At 67.2% G+C, this 14,801-nt stretch carries 18 protein-coding genes; 4 read left to right on the forward strand and 14 right to left on the reverse strand.

Features of this window, described 5'->3' with window-relative positions; genetic code table 11:
* Nucleotides 1-65: 65 nt before the first annotated feature.
* Nucleotides 66-1,241 (reverse strand): acyl-CoA dehydrogenase, encoded by a 1,176-nt coding sequence (locus MPE_RS16000; RefSeq protein WP_041929725.1) that lies wholly within the window; start codon nucleotides 1,239-1,241, stop codon nucleotides 66-68.
* 244 nt (nucleotides 1,242-1,485) lie between these two features.
* On the opposite strand from MPE_RS16000, the gene rpoH reads away from it, so the two are divergent.
* On the forward strand, nucleotides 1,486-2,430 hold the full coding sequence (gene rpoH, locus MPE_RS16005; protein WP_193373396.1) for an RNA polymerase sigma factor RpoH: 945 nt from the start codon (nucleotides 1,486-1,488) through the stop codon (nucleotides 2,428-2,430).
* Nucleotides 2,431-2,500: 70 nt separating this feature from the next.
* Here rpoH and MPE_RS16010 read toward each other — a convergent pair whose 3' ends face one another.
* From MPE_RS16010 to MPE_RS16030, 5 genes are read right to left on the reverse strand one after another with little or no spacing between them, the layout of a single operon-like run.
* Nucleotides 2,501-3,097, reverse strand: a complete 597-nt coding sequence (locus MPE_RS16010) for an SCO family protein (protein WP_011830748.1) — start codon at nucleotides 3,095-3,097, stop codon at nucleotides 2,501-2,503.
* Nucleotides 3,094-4,029, reverse strand: a complete 936-nt coding sequence (cyoE, locus tag MPE_RS16015) for a heme o synthase (protein WP_011830749.1) — start codon at nucleotides 4,027-4,029, stop codon at nucleotides 3,094-3,096. The genes MPE_RS16010 and cyoE overlap by 4 nt, the downstream gene beginning before the upstream one ends.
* A 20-nt stretch (nucleotides 4,030-4,049) precedes the next feature.
* The gene (locus MPE_RS16020; RefSeq protein ID WP_011830750.1) at nucleotides 4,050-5,225 is read right to left on the reverse strand and encodes a COX15/CtaA family protein; all 1,176 of its coding nucleotides are present in this window, start codon (nucleotides 5,223-5,225) and stop codon (nucleotides 4,050-4,052) included.
* Nucleotides 5,226-5,234: 9 nt separating this feature from the next.
* Nucleotides 5,235-5,954, reverse strand: a complete 720-nt coding sequence (locus MPE_RS16025) for an SCO family protein (RefSeq protein WP_011830751.1) — start codon at nucleotides 5,952-5,954, stop codon at nucleotides 5,235-5,237.
* Nucleotides 5,899-6,606, reverse strand: a complete 708-nt coding sequence (locus tag MPE_RS16030; RefSeq protein ID WP_237706335.1) for an SURF1 family protein — start codon at nucleotides 6,604-6,606, stop codon at nucleotides 5,899-5,901. Before MPE_RS16030 ends, MPE_RS16025 begins: the two co-directional genes overlap by 56 nt.
* 75 nt (nucleotides 6,607-6,681) lie before the next feature.
* On the opposite strand from MPE_RS16030, the gene MPE_RS16035 reads away from it, so the two are divergent.
* The gene (locus MPE_RS16035) at nucleotides 6,682-6,894 is read left to right on the forward strand and encodes a DUF2909 domain-containing protein (RefSeq protein ID WP_193373402.1); all 213 of its coding nucleotides are present in this window, start codon (nucleotides 6,682-6,684) and stop codon (nucleotides 6,892-6,894) included.
* Nucleotides 6,895-6,993: 99 nt separating this feature from the next.
* Here the strand turns inward: MPE_RS16035 and MPE_RS16040 are convergent, their stop codons facing one another.
* The 8 genes from MPE_RS16040 to MPE_RS16070 form a co-directional block, all read right to left on the reverse strand.
* A complete protein-coding gene (locus MPE_RS16040; protein WP_011830753.1) occupies nucleotides 6,994-7,875 on the reverse strand; it encodes a cytochrome c oxidase subunit 3 in 882 nt (293 codons plus the stop codon).
* Between the two features lie 119 nt (nucleotides 7,876-7,994).
* Nucleotides 7,995-8,246 (reverse strand): DUF2970 domain-containing protein, encoded by a 252-nt coding sequence (locus MPE_RS16045; RefSeq protein WP_011830754.1) that lies wholly within the window; start codon nucleotides 8,244-8,246, stop codon nucleotides 7,995-7,997.
* Nucleotides 8,243-8,875 (reverse strand): cytochrome c oxidase assembly protein, encoded by a 633-nt coding sequence (locus MPE_RS16050; protein WP_011830755.1) that lies wholly within the window; start codon nucleotides 8,873-8,875, stop codon nucleotides 8,243-8,245. The genes MPE_RS16045 and MPE_RS16050 overlap by 4 nt, the downstream gene beginning before the upstream one ends.
* A gap of 8 nt (nucleotides 8,876-8,883) precedes the next feature.
* Nucleotides 8,884-9,000, reverse strand: a complete 117-nt coding sequence (locus tag MPE_RS24690) for a cytochrome oxidase small assembly protein (RefSeq protein ID WP_375136158.1) — start codon at nucleotides 8,998-9,000, stop codon at nucleotides 8,884-8,886.
* A gap of 20 nt (nucleotides 9,001-9,020) precedes the next feature.
* A complete protein-coding gene (gene ctaD, locus MPE_RS16055) occupies nucleotides 9,021-10,640 on the reverse strand; it encodes a cytochrome c oxidase subunit I (RefSeq protein ID WP_011830756.1) in 1,620 nt (539 codons plus the stop codon).
* A gap of 28 nt (nucleotides 10,641-10,668) precedes the next feature.
* A complete protein-coding gene (coxB, locus tag MPE_RS16060) occupies nucleotides 10,669-11,811 on the reverse strand; it encodes a cytochrome c oxidase subunit II (protein ID WP_085984419.1) in 1,143 nt (380 codons plus the stop codon).
* 80 nt (nucleotides 11,812-11,891) lie between these two features.
* Nucleotides 11,892-12,464, reverse strand: coding sequence for a DUF2244 domain-containing protein (locus tag MPE_RS16065; protein ID WP_011830758.1), 573 nt, complete (start codon nucleotides 12,462-12,464; stop codon nucleotides 11,892-11,894).
* A gap of 100 nt (nucleotides 12,465-12,564) precedes the next feature.
* The gene (locus MPE_RS16070; protein WP_011830759.1) at nucleotides 12,565-13,497 is read right to left on the reverse strand and encodes a methyltransferase domain-containing protein; all 933 of its coding nucleotides are present in this window, start codon (nucleotides 13,495-13,497) and stop codon (nucleotides 12,565-12,567) included.
* A 27-nt stretch (nucleotides 13,498-13,524) separates the two neighbouring features.
* Between MPE_RS16070 and MPE_RS16075 the strand changes: the two genes are divergently transcribed.
* A complete protein-coding gene (locus MPE_RS16075; protein ID WP_237706337.1) occupies nucleotides 13,525-14,268 on the forward strand; it encodes a ComFC family protein in 744 nt (247 codons plus the stop codon).
* A gap of 45 nt (nucleotides 14,269-14,313) precedes the next feature.
* Nucleotides 14,314-14,799, forward strand: a complete 486-nt coding sequence (locus MPE_RS16080; RefSeq protein ID WP_011830761.1) for a tRNA (cytidine(34)-2'-O)-methyltransferase — start codon at nucleotides 14,314-14,316, stop codon at nucleotides 14,797-14,799.
* Nucleotides 14,800-14,801 lie beyond the last annotated feature (2 nt).

Consider the following 14,801-nt stretch of genomic DNA (forward strand, 5'->3'; position numbering starts at 1 on the left):
CAGCGTACTGACGGTGGGCTGACGCCAACCTGAGGGGAGATGCACGCCGGCCGCGCGATCCGGCCTCAGCAGAACGCCTGGATTCCCGTGATGGCCCGCCCGAGGATCAGGGCATGCACGTCGTGCGTGCCCTCGTAGGTGTTGACCACCTCGAGGTTGACCAGGTGGCGCGCCACGCCGAACTCGTCGGAGATGCCGTTGCCGCCCATCATGTCGCGCGCCATCCGGGCGATCTCCAGGCTCTTGCCGCAGGAGTTGCGCTTCATGATGCTGGTGATCTCGACCGCCGCCGTGCCTTCGTCCTTCATGCGCCCCAGCCGCAGGCAGCCCTGCAGACCCAGCGTGATCTCGGTCTGCATGTCGGCAAGCTTCTTCTGGATCAGCTGGTTGGCCGCCAGCGGCCGGCCGAACTGCGGGCGGTCGAGCACGTACTGGCGGGCGCGGTGGAAACAGTCCTCCGCAGCACCCAGCGCTCCCCAGGCGATGCCGTAGCGGGCGCTGTTGAGGCAGGTGAAGGGCCCCTTCAGGCCGCGCACCTCGGGAAAGGCGTTCTCCTCGGGACAGAACACCTCGTCCATGACGATCTCGCCGGTGAGCGAGGCCCGCAGGCCGACCTTGCCGTGCACCGCAGGGGCTTCCAGGCCCTTCATGCCCTTGTCCAGGATGAAGCCTCGGATCTGCCCGCCATCGTCCTTGGCCCAGACAACGAAGACGTCGGCGATGGGGCTGTTGGTGATCCACATCTTGGCGCCGCTGAGGACGTAGCCGCCCTGCACGGCGCGCGCGCGCGTGGCCAGGCTGCCGGGGTCGGAACCGTGGTTGGGCTCGGTGAGGCCGAAGCAGCCGATCCATTCGCCGCGGGCGAGCTTGGGCAGGTACTTCTGTTTCTGGGCTTCGGTCCCGAAGGCGTGGATGGGCACCATGACGAGCGAGCTCTGCACGCTCATCATCGAGCGGTATCCGGAATCGACACGTTCGACCTCGCGGGCCACCAGGCCGTAACAAACGTGGTTGAGGCCGGCGCCACCATAGGCTTCGGGAAGCGTGGCGCCGAGCAGGCCGAGCTCGCCCATCTCGCGGAAGATGGCCGGGTCGGTCTTCTCGTGGCGAAAGGCCTCCAGCACACGAGGCGCCAGGCGGTCCCGGCAGTAAGCCTGCGCGGCGTCGCGCACAGCGCGTTCGTCCTCGCTCAGCTGGCTGTCGAGCAGCAGGGGGTCGTCCCAATGGAAGCTGGCGGCCATGGCGGTCTCCGGGTAAGAAACGCAGTCTAGCGAGCTCGCAGCGCCCGGGGTGACGGGCCATCGCACCTCGACCGCAGCGGCATTTGTAAGCATATGCTCACTACCGAAGAGGTTTCGGCTTGCCCGATCGAAGCAGCGTGATCCGGGCAGTCCTTGGCCCTTCCGTCTTGGAGTTTTAGCACTCGTTTTACGTGAGTGCTAATATTGATGGAACGAAAGGAGGTTCTGGATGTCTTTCGATGCCATGAACACCACGCTGTCCCTGAACACTTCCGCGGGCTCGCAGGCGCTGACGGTGCGCGATCCGTGGGCGCTGGTCCCGTCGCTCGGCGACCTGAATGCCTATATCGCCGCCGTGAACCGCCTGCCGATGCTGACGCTCGAGGAAGAGCAGTCGCTCGGCCAGCGGCTGCGTGACGAACACGACCTCGAGGCTGCCGGTCGCTTGGTGCTGTCGCACTTGCGTCTGGTCGTGTCGGTATCGCGTCAGTACCTGGGCTACGGACTCCCTCACGGCGACCTGATCCAGGAAGGCAATGTCGGCCTGATGAAGGCCGTCAAGCGCTTCGACCCCAGCCAGGGCGTGCGACTGGTCAGCTATGCGCTGCACTGGATCAAGGCCGAAATTCACGAGTACGTGCTGCGCAACTGGCGCATGGTCAAGCTGGCGACCACGAAGGCACAGCGCAAGCTGTTCTTCAACCTGCGCTCGATGAAACAGGGTTTCAAGGGCGATGCCACCGACAGCGACCTGCACCGCAGCACGCTGACCGATGCCGAGATCGACATCGTGGCCAGTGAACTCAAGGTCAAGCGCGAGGAAGTGATCGAGATGGAGACGCGCCTGTCGGGTGGCGATGTCGCGCTCGATCCACAGACCGACGACGGCGACGAGAGCTACGCGCCGATCGCCTATCTGGCCGACGACCGCCACGAGCCGACGCGTGTGCTCGACGCCCAGCGCCGTGACGCGCTGGCCGGCGACGGCATCGGCGAGGCGCTGGACGTGCTGGACGCGCGCAGCCGACGCATCGTCGAGGAACGCTGGCTCAAGGTCAACGACAACGGTTCAGGCGGCATGACGCTGCATGAACTGGCCGCCGAGTACGGCGTCAGCGCCGAGCGGATCCGCCAGATCGAGGTAGCCGCCATGAAGAAGATGCGCAAGGCGCTGGCCGCCTACGCCTGAGTCCCTGACGTGCCTTGCGGCGACGACAAAGCGGCCCGCGGGCCGCTTTGTTCATGGGGCCGGCCTTTTTTCAGGCCAGCAACTGCTTCAGATCGGCTACCCAGGCCTCGATCGGCTGTCCGTAGCGCACGAACAGACGGAGCCGCCCTTGCGGATCGTAGACGTACGCGCCCGCCGTGTGGTCCATCGTGTAGCTGTCCGCCGCCTTGCCCGGGACCTTGCGGAAGAAGGCCTTGAAGGACTTCGCGACCGCCTGGGTCTGCTCGGGCGTGCTGCGCAGCGCGACGAAGCTCGGGTCGAAGCTGCTCATATAGGCCTTCAGGATCTCCGGCGTGTCGCGCTCCGGATCGACGGTGATGAAGACCGCCTGCAGCTTGTCGCCGTCCGCGCCGAGCTGCTTCTTCACGGCGGCCAGTTCGGCCATCGTGGTGGGGCAGACATCGGGGCACTGTGTGTACCCGAAGAACACCACGGTCGCCTTGCCCTTGAAGTCGGCCAGCGTGCGCGGGTGCCCCTCGACGTCGCTCAGAGCGAAGTCGCGTGCGTAGTCGGCGCCGGTGATGTCGATGCCCTTGAAGGGCTCGGCGGGCTTGTCCGCCGGGTCGCAGGCGGCCAGCAGCCCGAGCGCGGCACAGACGGTGAGTACGGCGAGCCTGCGCATCATCATGGCGTACCCCGCAGCAGCGGGCCCAGGTAGTGGTCGAGCAGCAAGGCCGCGAACAGCAGCGACAGGTGCCAGATCGAGAAACGGAAGGTGCGTCGCGCCAGCGCTTCGCTGTAGTGGCGCCACAGCCGGAAAGCATGGCCGCAGAAGCCCACGCCCAACGCGCAGGCCGCGACCAGGTAGAACCAGCCGCTCATGCCGTAGACGAAGGGCAGCAGGGTCGCGGCGAACAGCACGAAGGTGTAGAGCAGGATCTGCAGGCGCGTAAAGTCGTTGCCGTGCGTCACCGGCAGCATCGGCAGACCGGCCCGCGCATAGTCTTCGGCGCGGTAGAGCGCCAGCGCCCAGAAATGCGGCGGCGTCCACAGAAAGATGATCAGGCAGAGGATCCACGGTTCGGCGCCGAGTTCTCCGCGCATCGCGGCCCAGCCCAGCACCGGCGGCATCGCGCCCGAGGCACCCCCGATCACGATGTTCTGCGGCGTCGCCGGCTTCAGCAACACGGTGTAGATCACTGCATAGCCGACAAAGGTGGCGAAGGTGAGCCACATCGTCAGCGCATTGACCCAGACCCACAGCACGGCCATGCCGGCCGCGCACAGCAGCACGGCGAAGCTGAGGGTCTGGGTGTTGCTCAGCTCGCCCTTCGCTGTCGGGCGCCAGGCCGTGCGCTTCATCTTCGAATCGATGGTCTGCTCGACCAGGCAGTTGAAGGCTGCGGCGGCGCTGGCCACCAGCCAGATGCCGATCGAGGCCGCCAGGGCCACGCCCCAAGCAGGCAGCGACGGCCAGCCGGGCACGGCCAACAGCATGCCGATGGCTGCGCAGAACACGATGAGCTGCACCACGCGCGGCTTGGTCAGCGCGCTGAACTGGCGCCAGCGCGACAGCCAGGTGTGCAGCGCGGCGGGTGGGGTGGCGAGGGTCTCGGACATGTCTGCAGCAAGAAGCAATTCTAGGAAGCGCGGCGCGCCACGAGCGGCGCGGTGGCCCGGGACGACGCGGCAACCGGGCGCGCCGACGTGGTACGCAACAGCAACGCCGTCAACAGCAGTACCAGCGCGGCCGCGCCGCCGGTGTGGGCCACGGCCGCCAGCAGCGGCCAGTCGAGCACGACGTTGCTGACGCCGGTAACGACCTGCCACGCAGCCACGCCGACCAACCCCGCGGCGTAGCGGCGCAGCGCCGGTTCTCGCGCCAGCCGCCACACCAGCCAGGCCAAGCCACCGAGCAGCAGCAGCGCACCCAGGCGATGCGTCATGTGGATCGCCGTCAGCGCCGCGAACGGCAGCCACGCGCCGTCCTTGCCCACGCCCAGCGGGCGCAGCACGGCGAAGCCGTGCTCGAAGTCCATCGTCGGCCACCAGCGCCCCTGGCAGGTGGGGAAATCGCTGCAGGCCAGCACCGCATAGTTGGTGCTGACCCAGGCGCCGAGCGCGATCTGCAGCACGGCCAGCAATGACACGATGACCAAGCTGCGGCGCAACGCGGAGCTCACCCCCACGACCCGGTCGGCGGCCGGACGCCAGGCCTGTGCCGCCAGCAGCGCCAACAACGCGAGTCCGCCGAGCAGGTGCGCCGTGACGATGGCCGGGTAGAGCTTCAAGGTCACCGTGAAGGCACCGAAGGCGCCCTGCACACAGACCCATAGCAGTGTGACGGTGGCCCACCAAGGAGAGACCCGCGTCGGCGCTTCGGAACTCCCCCGGCCGTCGCGGCGCCACTGCTGCCAGCTCAGCAGTGTCATCACGGTGATCAGGACACCGACCGCCGTCGCGAGGTAGCGGTGCACCATCTCGACCCAGGCCTTGCCGTGCGTGACCGGGCCGGTCGGCAGCACACTCTGAGCGGCCTGGATCTCGTCACGGGCGCCCAGCGGGCTGGCGCTGCCATAGCAGCCTGGCCAGTCAGGACAGCCGAGTCCGGAATCGGTGAGCCGCGTGAAGGCGCCGAACAGCACCAAGTCGAAAGTGAGAAAGAGCGTCAGCACCGTCAGCGCCCGCAACCGGCCGCGGCCGTCGCCGGAGCGCGTGCGCGCCCACACCCAGGCCAGCGGGCCGAGCGCGATCACGCAGCCCAGCAGCGCCATGCGCGCGAGCGGCTCGAGGTTGACGAGGGCTGCCGAGTCCATCTGCCGCCTTCAGCGCCCCGGCTCGTCCCAGCTGGCCGCTGCGCGCATCAGCTTCTCGAGGTCGCGCTTGATGCGATCGGGCTCGCTCGGGGCCGGAAAGCGCATCATGTAATTGCCGAGCGGATCGACCAGGAAGAAGTGCGCTGCCAGCCCCTGGCGGTCGCTGCCCGCCAGCCAGCGGTCGAGCGCCGCCGCCGGCGCCCGCAGCACGGTGGCGCCCTGCAGGGCCGGCATCAGCTCGGAACGGGGGGCTGCGGCATCGTCGATCAGCCAGACGCGATCGAGCCGGTCCTTGTGCTTGCCGAGAGATTCCCGCAATTGCCGCTGCAGGTAGAGCTGGCGCTCGCACTGCGCATCGCAGGCCCCGCCCGCCACCGCGATCAGCAGCCACTGGCCCTTGAGGCGGGACGGATCGACACCGGCGCCCTGCAGGTCGCTCAAGGGCAGCTCCTCCGCGCTCGGCAGGGGCCGCTGCGGCTCCACGAGCATGCCGTGGTTGGTGCGTCCCTGGGGCCGGATGACGTAATAGGTGAAGTAGGAGGCGATCACCGGTGCCGCGCACACCAGCAGCACCAGCAGCATCTTCAGACGCCCGTGACGCACTGCGGCGTTCGGCAGCGTCGGCGACGGCAGACTGTGCACGGCGAAGCTCAGCGGCTCCGCGGTGGCCGCCTCAGCGCGCGGTGCGCCGCCGCCGGAGCCAGGGTTGGAGGAGTTGGAACCAGACATACAAACCGGTCAGCAGGGTGGCCAGGGCGAACCACTGGAAGGCATAGCCGTAGTGCTTGTGCACGTCGACTGCCGGTCGCGGCCATTGCCGCAGCAGGCCGTCTTCGGGCACGCCGCCTTCCGTCTGGACGATGGAGAGCGGACGCAGCCCGAGTCCCGTTTCTCGGGCATAGGCATCGATGACGATATTTTGCCGGAGCCGGCCCGACTCCTCGTCGGCAAAGGCATACAGCCGAGCAGGAGCCGGGGCGATCTGCCCGACCAACTCCACCCGGCCGCCGGCAGTCGGCACGTCGGGCAGCAGCGCGCGGTCGCGCAGGTCGCGTGGCGCCCAGCCGCGCTGTACCAGCACGGCATCACCGGGCGCAAGCTCCAGTGGCGTGAGCAGGAAGAAGCCCGGACGACCGTTCATCTGGCGGTTGTCGAGAAAGACGCTGTGCTCCGGCCGCCAGCGCCCGGCCAGCGTGATGCGCCGGTGCCATTGGCCGGCGGCGGTCGCGGCATCGCGGGCCAGCGCCACGGCCGGCAGCGGCGGCAGCGCGCCCCGCGTGTCGAGGCTCGCCTGCAGCGCCTCCTTCTCGGCCGCACGCGACAGCTGCCACGCACCGAGACGTGCCGTCAACGCCACGCCGGCGACGGCGGCCAGCAGCACGATCCAGCGGCGCGCCGCCGGGCTCACCGCACCGCCCCGGGCCGGATGCCATACAGTGGCCGGATGAAATGGATCGTGATCCTGGCCTTCGTCGCCATCCTGCTCGCCCTGGCTGCGGCCGGCCGCGCACTGCTCAAGGACGGCCGTGACGGCGCTCCCAAGACAGACCGCATGCTGCATGCGCTCGCTTGGCGGATCGGGCTGTCAGTGGCTTTGTTCGTGTTCATCCTCGTTGCCTACCGGTTTGGCTGGATCCAGCCGACCGGCCTGCCCTTGTCGCCGCGCTGATCCGGCAAAAGGAAAAGAGCGCCTGTGGCGCTCTTTTCACCTCGTCGCTCGGCGCTCTCCGCCCAGCCTCGGGCATGGCGGGCAGCGCCCGGCAATCGCTCACATCCAGTAGACGACCACGTACAGGCCCAGCCACACCACGTCGACGAAGTGCCAGTACCACGCAGCGCCTTCGAAACCGAAATGACGCTCCGGTGTGAAGTGCCCCTTCATCAGCCGAATCGTGATGAACAGCAACATCAGCATGCCGACGAACACGTGGAAGCCGTGGAAGCCGGTCAGCATGAAGAAGGTCGACCCGAACACGCCGCTGCTGAGCTTGAGGTTCAGCTCGGTGTAGGCGTGGTGGTATTCATAGCCCTGGACGAATAGGAAGGTCAGGCCCAGCAACACGGTCAGCCACATGAAGGCGATGGTCTTGCCGCGGTGGTTCTCGCGCAGGGCATGGTGGGCAATGGTCAGCGTCACGCCCGAGGTGAGCAGCAGCGCGGTGTTGATCGTCGGCAGCCAAAACGGGCCCATCGTCGTGAAGGGCTCGACGATACCGGCCGGCGAGGCCGTGGCGCCAGCGGCAACGCTCGGCCACACCGCCTTGAAGTCAGGCCACAGCAGTGCATTCTCGAGGTCCCCTAGGTTGGGCACCGAATGCACGCGCGTCCAGTACAGCGCGCCGAAGAAGGCCGCGAAGAACATCACTTCCGAGAAGATGAACCAGCTCATGCTCCAGCGGAAGGACACGTCGATGCGATCGCTGTACTGTCCACCTTCGCTCTCGCCGATGGCCTGGCGGAACCACTGCTGCAGCACGAAGGCCCACCACAGCAGCCCGAACAGCAGCACGTAGGCGCCCCAGCCATGGCCGTTGACCCACTGGCCGGCGCCGAAGATCACGAACAACAGGCCGATGGCGGCCATGATCGGGTGCCGCGAGGGCCCCGGCACGAAGTAGTAGGGCGTCTGCCCGTGGGTTGCTGCCGACATGTTTTCTCCTCAGAACTCTTGCCTGTCTTGCTGGCCTGACTCGATCCGGGCCGCCTGCCGGCGGACCGCGTCGATCAGTCCCATTTTCGTCTGCATGACCATCTTTCCGACCCGCCCGCTCAGGCCGCGACACCGCTGCCGATGACCCAGCGCACCAGCACCAGCAGCGCGCCGATGAACAGCAGCACCCCGGCGACCCCGGCGATCACGACGTGCAGCGGATTGATCTCGTTCACGTCACGCTCGTATTCGGACGACTTGCGGACGCCGAAGAACGACCACGCCACGGCCCGCGCCGTGCGCATGAACGAGCCCTTGCGACGCGAAGCCTGCCGCAGCGTCGCCCCCGCGTCGCCTTGCGAGCCGCTCAAAGCGCCGCCCCCGCCTTCAAGGCCGCCACGGGGCCGGTCGGAGCCGCAGGCGTCTTGCCGCCCACCTCGAAGAAGGTGTAGCTGAGCGTGATCGTGCGCACGTCCTTCGGCAGCTTCGGGTCGATGTAGAACACGACCGGCCACTGCTTGGATTCCCCCGGCTGCAACTGGTACTCGTTGAAGCAGAAGCATTCCAGCTTGTTGAAGTGCGACATCGCCTGCTTGGGGGCGTAACTCGGGATCGCCTGCGCCGCCATGGCGCGGTTCTGGACGTTGCGGAACTCGTACATCACCGTCGTCAGCTCGCCCGGATGAACTTCCAGCGAGCGCACCGCCGGCTTGAAGTCCCAGGGACCGCGCGCATTGGCATCGAACTCGACCGTGATGCTGCGGCTGAGGTCCACCTGCGTGTTGGCAGGCTTCACCGCGCCCGTACCGTTGACCGTGCGCTCCGACAGCGACAGCACGTTGATGCCGAGCGCCTCACAGATGTGCTTGTAGATCGGCACCAATCCATAGCCGAAGCCGAACATCACCAGCACGACGACCGAAAGCTTGAACAGCATGTGCCGGTTGTCGCCGCCCAGACGGCGGTCGCTGCGGGCGGCGGCGCGATCGGGGGTCGCCATGGCGATGCTCAGTGGTGAAGGAACGTGATCTTGACCACGAAGCCCGCCAGGAACGCGAACGCGACCGACGCCAGGATCAGCGCGAGGCGCAGGTTGCGCTTGCGTTGCTCGGGGGTGATCGCCATCGCGTGCTCCCGCCCAGCCGTCAGCCGATGATCTTGGTGGCCGAGGCGTTGAGCTTGGGCGGCGTCTCGAACGTGTGGAAGGGAGCCGGCGACGGCACTTCCCACTCCAGGCCCTCGGCGGCCTCCCAGGGCTTCTGCGGCGCCGGCTCACCCTTGCCTCGCATCGCCGGGATGACGATGAAGAACAGGAAGTAGACCTGCATCAGCCCGAAGCCGAAGGCGCCGACGGTCGCGAGCGCATTGAAGTCGGCGAACTGCATCGGGTAGTCGGCGTAGCGACGCGGCATGCCTGCCAGCCCGAGGAAGTGCATCGGGAAGAAGGTGACGTTGAAGAAGATCAGCGAACCCCAGAAATGGATCTTGCCGCGCGTCTCCGAGTACATCACCCCGGTCCACTTCGGGCTCCAGTAATAGTAGCCGGCGAACATCGCGTACAGCGAGCCGGCCACCAGCACGTAGTGGAAGTGGGCCACGACGTAGTAGGTGTCCTGCAGCTGGATGTCCACCGGCGCCACGGCGAGGATCAGGCCGGTGAAGCCACCCATCGTGAACACGAAAATGAAGCCCACCGCGAACAGCATCGGCGTCTCGAAGGTCATCGAGCCGCGCCACATGGTGGCGATCCAGTTGAACACCTTCACCCCGGTGGGGATGGCGATCAGCATCGTCGCGTACATGAAGAACAGCTGCCCCGTCACCGGCATGCCGGTGGTGAACATGTGGTGCGCCCAGACGATGAACGACAGGATCGCGATCGATGATGTGGCGTACACCATCGAGGTGTAGCCGAACAGGCGCTTGCGGGCGAAGGCCGGGATGATGGCGCTCACGATGCCGAACGCCGGCAGGATCATGATGTAGACCTCGGGGTGACCGAAGAACCAGAAGATGTGCTGGTACATCACCGGGTCACCGCCGCCAGCGGGGTTGAAGAAGCTCGTACCGAAGTGGCGATCGGTCAGCGTCATCGTGATCGCGCCGGCGAGCACTGGCATCACCGCGATCAGCAGGTAGGCGGTGATCAGCCAGGTCCAGCAGAACAGCGGCATCTTCATCAGCGTCATGCCGGGCGCGCGCATGTTGAGGATGGTGACGATGATGTTGATCGAACCCATGATCGAGCTCGCGCCCATGATGTGCATCGCGAAGATGCCGGCATCCATCGACGGGCCCATCTGCAGCGTCAGCGGTGCATAGAGCGTCCAGCCGGCGGCCGGGGCGCCGCCCGGCATGAAGAACGAGCCGACCAGCATCAGCGCGGCCGGGATCAGCAGCCAGAAGCTGAAGTTGTTCATCCGCGCGAAGGCCATGTCGGCCGCGCCGACCTGCAGCGGGATCATCCAGTTCGCGAAGCCCACGAAGGCCGGCATGATGGCGCCGAACACCATGATCAGGCCGTGCATCGTGGTGAGCTGGTTGAACAGCTCCGGATTCACCACCTGCAGACCGGGCTGGAACAGCTCGGCACGGATGCCGAGCGCCAGCACGCCGCCGATCATCAGCATGGTCAGCGAGAACAGCAGGTACAGCGTTCCGATGTCCTTGTGGTTGGTAGCGAACAGCCAACGCCGCCAGCCGTGGGGATGATCGTGCGCGTGGTCGTGCGCGTGGTCGCCGTGATGATCAAGAACTGCACTCATGGGGCTATCCTCTTTCCGAAACCGGGGCTTACTTGCGAGCGGCGAGCACGTCGGCCGGCTGCACGATCTGACCGGTCGCGTTCGACCAGTGGTTCTTGGTGTAGGTGATGACGGCGGCGATCTCCGTGTCCGACAGGTGCTTCCAGGCGGGCATCGCACCATTGTTCTGGCCGTTGAGCAGGATCGCGATCTGCTTGGTCTTGTCGGCATCGAGCACCACGGCGGCACCGTCGATCGGCTTGATCGCGCCCGCGCCCTTGCCGCTCGCCTGGTGGCAGGCAGCGCAGTTGGCAGCATAGACCTTCTCGCCGCGGGCCACGAGTTCGGGCAGTTCCCAGACCTTGGCCGGATCGTCGGCTTTGGCGGCCAGCTTCTTCTTCTCGCCTTCCACCCACACCGCGTAGTCGGCCTGCGACAGCACCTTCACGTGGATCGGCATGTAGGCGTGCTCCTTGCCGCAAAGTTCGGCGCACTGGCCGTAGAAGTCACCGGTCTTCTCGGCGCGGAACCAGGTGTCGCGCACGAAGCCGGGGATCGCATCCTGCTTGATGCCGAAGGCCGGCACCATGAAGGCGTGGATCACGTCGTTGGCAGTGGTGATGATGCGCACCTTCTTGTCGACAGGCACCACCAGCGGGTTGTCGACCTTGAGCAGGTAGTCGTCGGTCGGTTCGGGCTTGCCGCTGTCCGACATCAGGCGATGCGAGGTATCGAGCGTGGAGACGAAGGCGATCCCCTCACCCTCACCCTTGAGGTAGTCGTAGCCCCACTTCCACTGGTAGCCGGTGGCCTTGATGGTCAGGTCGGCGTTGGTGGTGTCCTTCATCGCGACCACGACCTTGGTGGCGGGCAGCGCCATCAGGATCACGATGAAGAACGGCACGACGGTCCAGATGATCTCGACCGTGGTCGATTCGTGGAAGTTGGCCGGCTTCGCCCCCTTGGAGCGACGGTGCTTGAAGATCGAATAGAACATGACGCCGAACACGGCGACGAAGATGACCATGCAGATCACGAGCATGAAGTAGTGCAGCCATTGCTGTTCAGCCGCAATGCGCGTCACCGGCGGGTGCAGGTCGAGCTGATTCACGGCCGGACCGCCCGGCAGGTCGTTGACGGCCAGAGCCGCCGTCGTGTACAGCGTGGCCGCCAGTCCAAGACCGGTCGCCATGGCCTGCCGTCGGAGGGCGCTCGCGGCGTTGCTAAGGGCGTTGATCGTCTTCATCGTGCTCACTTCCAAACAAAACCGTCTCAGGCAGTGTCGCTCGCGACGCCCGCCGGCCACCACCCCCCCGGCATCTGCCGCAGGGCCGTGCGAAATTCTTCGGCCAGCGCCCGCCGCAGTTCGGGCCGCACATAGCGCCCGACCGCGATCACCCGGCCCTGTCCCGACAACTCGATCAATGACCGGTCATCGTCCCGCGGTTCCACCCGCACCCAGTCCGGAACGAACTCGGCACGCTCGATGCGCCCTCCGTTGAGATGCTCCACGACCAGACGCCCCGGCAACAGAGTGATGAGTTCCCGGTCGGCGGCATGCCTGGCATACACCAGCAAGGCCAGACCGACCAGAAACAACTCCACCCACGCGAACGGCATCACCAGCGTGGCGCCGCCCAACCAGAAGCATGTCGCGATTCCCAACGAGATCACGCACAGCGATGCATAAACCGACAGCAACTGCGCGGGCGAGAAGGAGCAATTGCGCTTGAGGCTCCATTCCACCGACACCGCGGCGCCGCCGCGGGATTCGGCCGGAGCAGCATGGACCTGACCGAATTTCAGGTGTGCCTCGGGCCGGTCCGGTGCGAAAGGCGCTGACATGCTGCTACCGATCCTGATCACCTACCGTGTGGGAAGCTCGGGAGACCATACCCCCGCACTTCACACCGGCGCGCAGTTTATCCCAGCGCCCGACACAGCCTCAAGCATCACTTGCCGATTTGCCGCCGGCACGCGCGAGACTGCGCAAGGTCTCAGCCGAGATACGCGTCTCCGCGGCGATCCGGACACGCGGCAACGGTCGAAATGCGTGGCCGTAGACGATCTCGAAGCTCAGCTGCAGTCGCCCATCCGGTCCGGTGAGTGCCGATTCGAGTTCCGCCAGCAACCGGGTCCGCCAGCGCGGCGTGCGCAGGCCCGCGTGGCGCTGTGCCGCGGCATTGCCGCCGAGCGTTCGCAGTTCCGCCAGCGCCGTCGAGGCATCGGCCCAGGTCAGCGTCAGCGGCTCCATGTCCATCACCGGATCGGCGAAGCCGGCACGCACCATCGCATCGCCCAGGTCGTGCATGTCGATGAAGGCGTGGCCAGCGTCGGGCCAACCCAGTCGCCGGTACAGACCGCGCAGTTCGCGCAGGGTGTCCGGGCCGAAGCACGAGAACATCACGAAGCCATCGACGGCCAAGGCTTCGCGCCATCGCTCGAACAGCCGCACGGGGTCGGCAGACCAATGCAGCATCATGTTGGACCACAGGAGTTGGGCCCGCGCATCCCTGGGAGCCGCATGCTCGGTCCAGACCGGCATCGTCGGCTGCATCCAGCGCTTCGGCGGCCACCATGGTCGGCGCGCGGTGCGCGCACTGCGCTGCGTCAGTCCTTCGTTCGGCTCCACCGCCTCGATGCGTGCCCGCGGGTACTGCGCGCGCAGGGCGGACGCACCCCCCCCCTGCGCCGACCACCAGTCGATCACCACGGCCGGGGTCGCCTTCACGATGGACAGCCGCTCGGCCATGCGGCGCGCAATTTCACCATGCAGCCAGGGCGCCGAGGACATGCGTGCCGCGCGCCGCAGGTACGCCTGCACCGCAGCCGGCTGCGGGCCGGGCGTTGAAGCGGCAGGCTGGGGAGTGGGGTCCATGGGACGCGGCAGTATATTGAGTCGACCATGCTCGCTGGCGCCACTTCACCACGAGAGTTGATCCGCGCGGGTCGCGCGATGTTCGACCGCTGGCCGAACCGCTGCGCGGTCTGCCATGCGGGCACGCGGGGCGCGGCGGCGCGCATCTGCGATGACTGCCTGACGCGGTTCGCACCGAACGTGCCACGCTGCGAACGCTGTGCCTTGCAGCGCCCCGACGGCGTGACCGTCTGCGGCAGCTGCCTGCGAAACCCGCCTCCCTGGTCGCGGGCCGTCGTGGCCTGCGACTACGCCTACCCGTGGGATGGCCTGCTGAACGCGCTCAAGTTCCACGACGCGATCGACCTGGCCGCGCCACTGGCGCAACGCCTGGCGCTCGCCTTGCAGCGGCGCACACCGTCGCCGCCAGTCGAGTTGCTGTTGCCGGTGCCGCTGGCCGCTGCGCGCCTGCGCGAGCGCGGCTACAACCAGGCGGCGTTGCTGGGCCGGCAGCTGGCGCGCCGACTGGACCTCCGCACCGAACCGCAGTGGCTGCTGCGTACGAGCGACACACCGCACCAGACAGCACTCCCTCGCGCGGCACGCCTCACCAACCTGCGCGGCGCGTTTGCCGTCGAACCGTTGGCCCTGGCGGCGCTGCGCGACCGCCACGTCGCGCTGGCCGATGACGTGATGACGACCGGCGCGACCGCTGCAGAACTCACACGCGTGCTGTACGCGGCCGGCGCGGCCTCGGTCCAGGTCTGGGTGGTGGCACGCACACCGGACTGAGCCGGACGCAGCGCCGACAATGCATCTGCCCTCTCCCCATTCGCCATGTTCCATATCGTCCTCGTCGAACCCGAGATCCCACCGAACACCGGCAACGTGATCCGGCTCGCGGCCAACACCGGCTGCACGCTGCACCTGGTGGAGCCGCTGGGCTTCTCGATGGAAGACAAGCTACTGCAACGCGCCGGACTCGATTACCACGAGCACGCCGCGGTACGACGCCACGCGAGCTGGGAGGCACTGCTGGTGGCGGAGCAACCCGATCCTCAGCGGCTGTTCGCCTTCACGACCCGGGGCAGCCGACCGCTGACCGAAGTGCCGTGGCAGGCTGGCGATTGGCTGGTGTTCGGCTGCGAGACCCGCGGGCTCGACCCGACGCTGCGCGACCGCTTCCCGGCCGCGCAGCGCGTGCGGCTGCCGATGCGCGCCGGCCAGCGCAGCCTCAATCTGTCGAACGCGGTGGCCGTGGCGGTGTTCGAGGCCTGGCGCCAGCAGGACTTTGCCGGCGCCTCGGGGGCGCCGGCAGGTTGAGC

This window comes from Methylibium petroleiphilum PM1 (assembly GCF_000015725.1).
Classification (GTDB): domain Bacteria; phylum Pseudomonadota; class Gammaproteobacteria; order Burkholderiales; family Burkholderiaceae_C; genus Methylibium; species Methylibium petroleiphilum.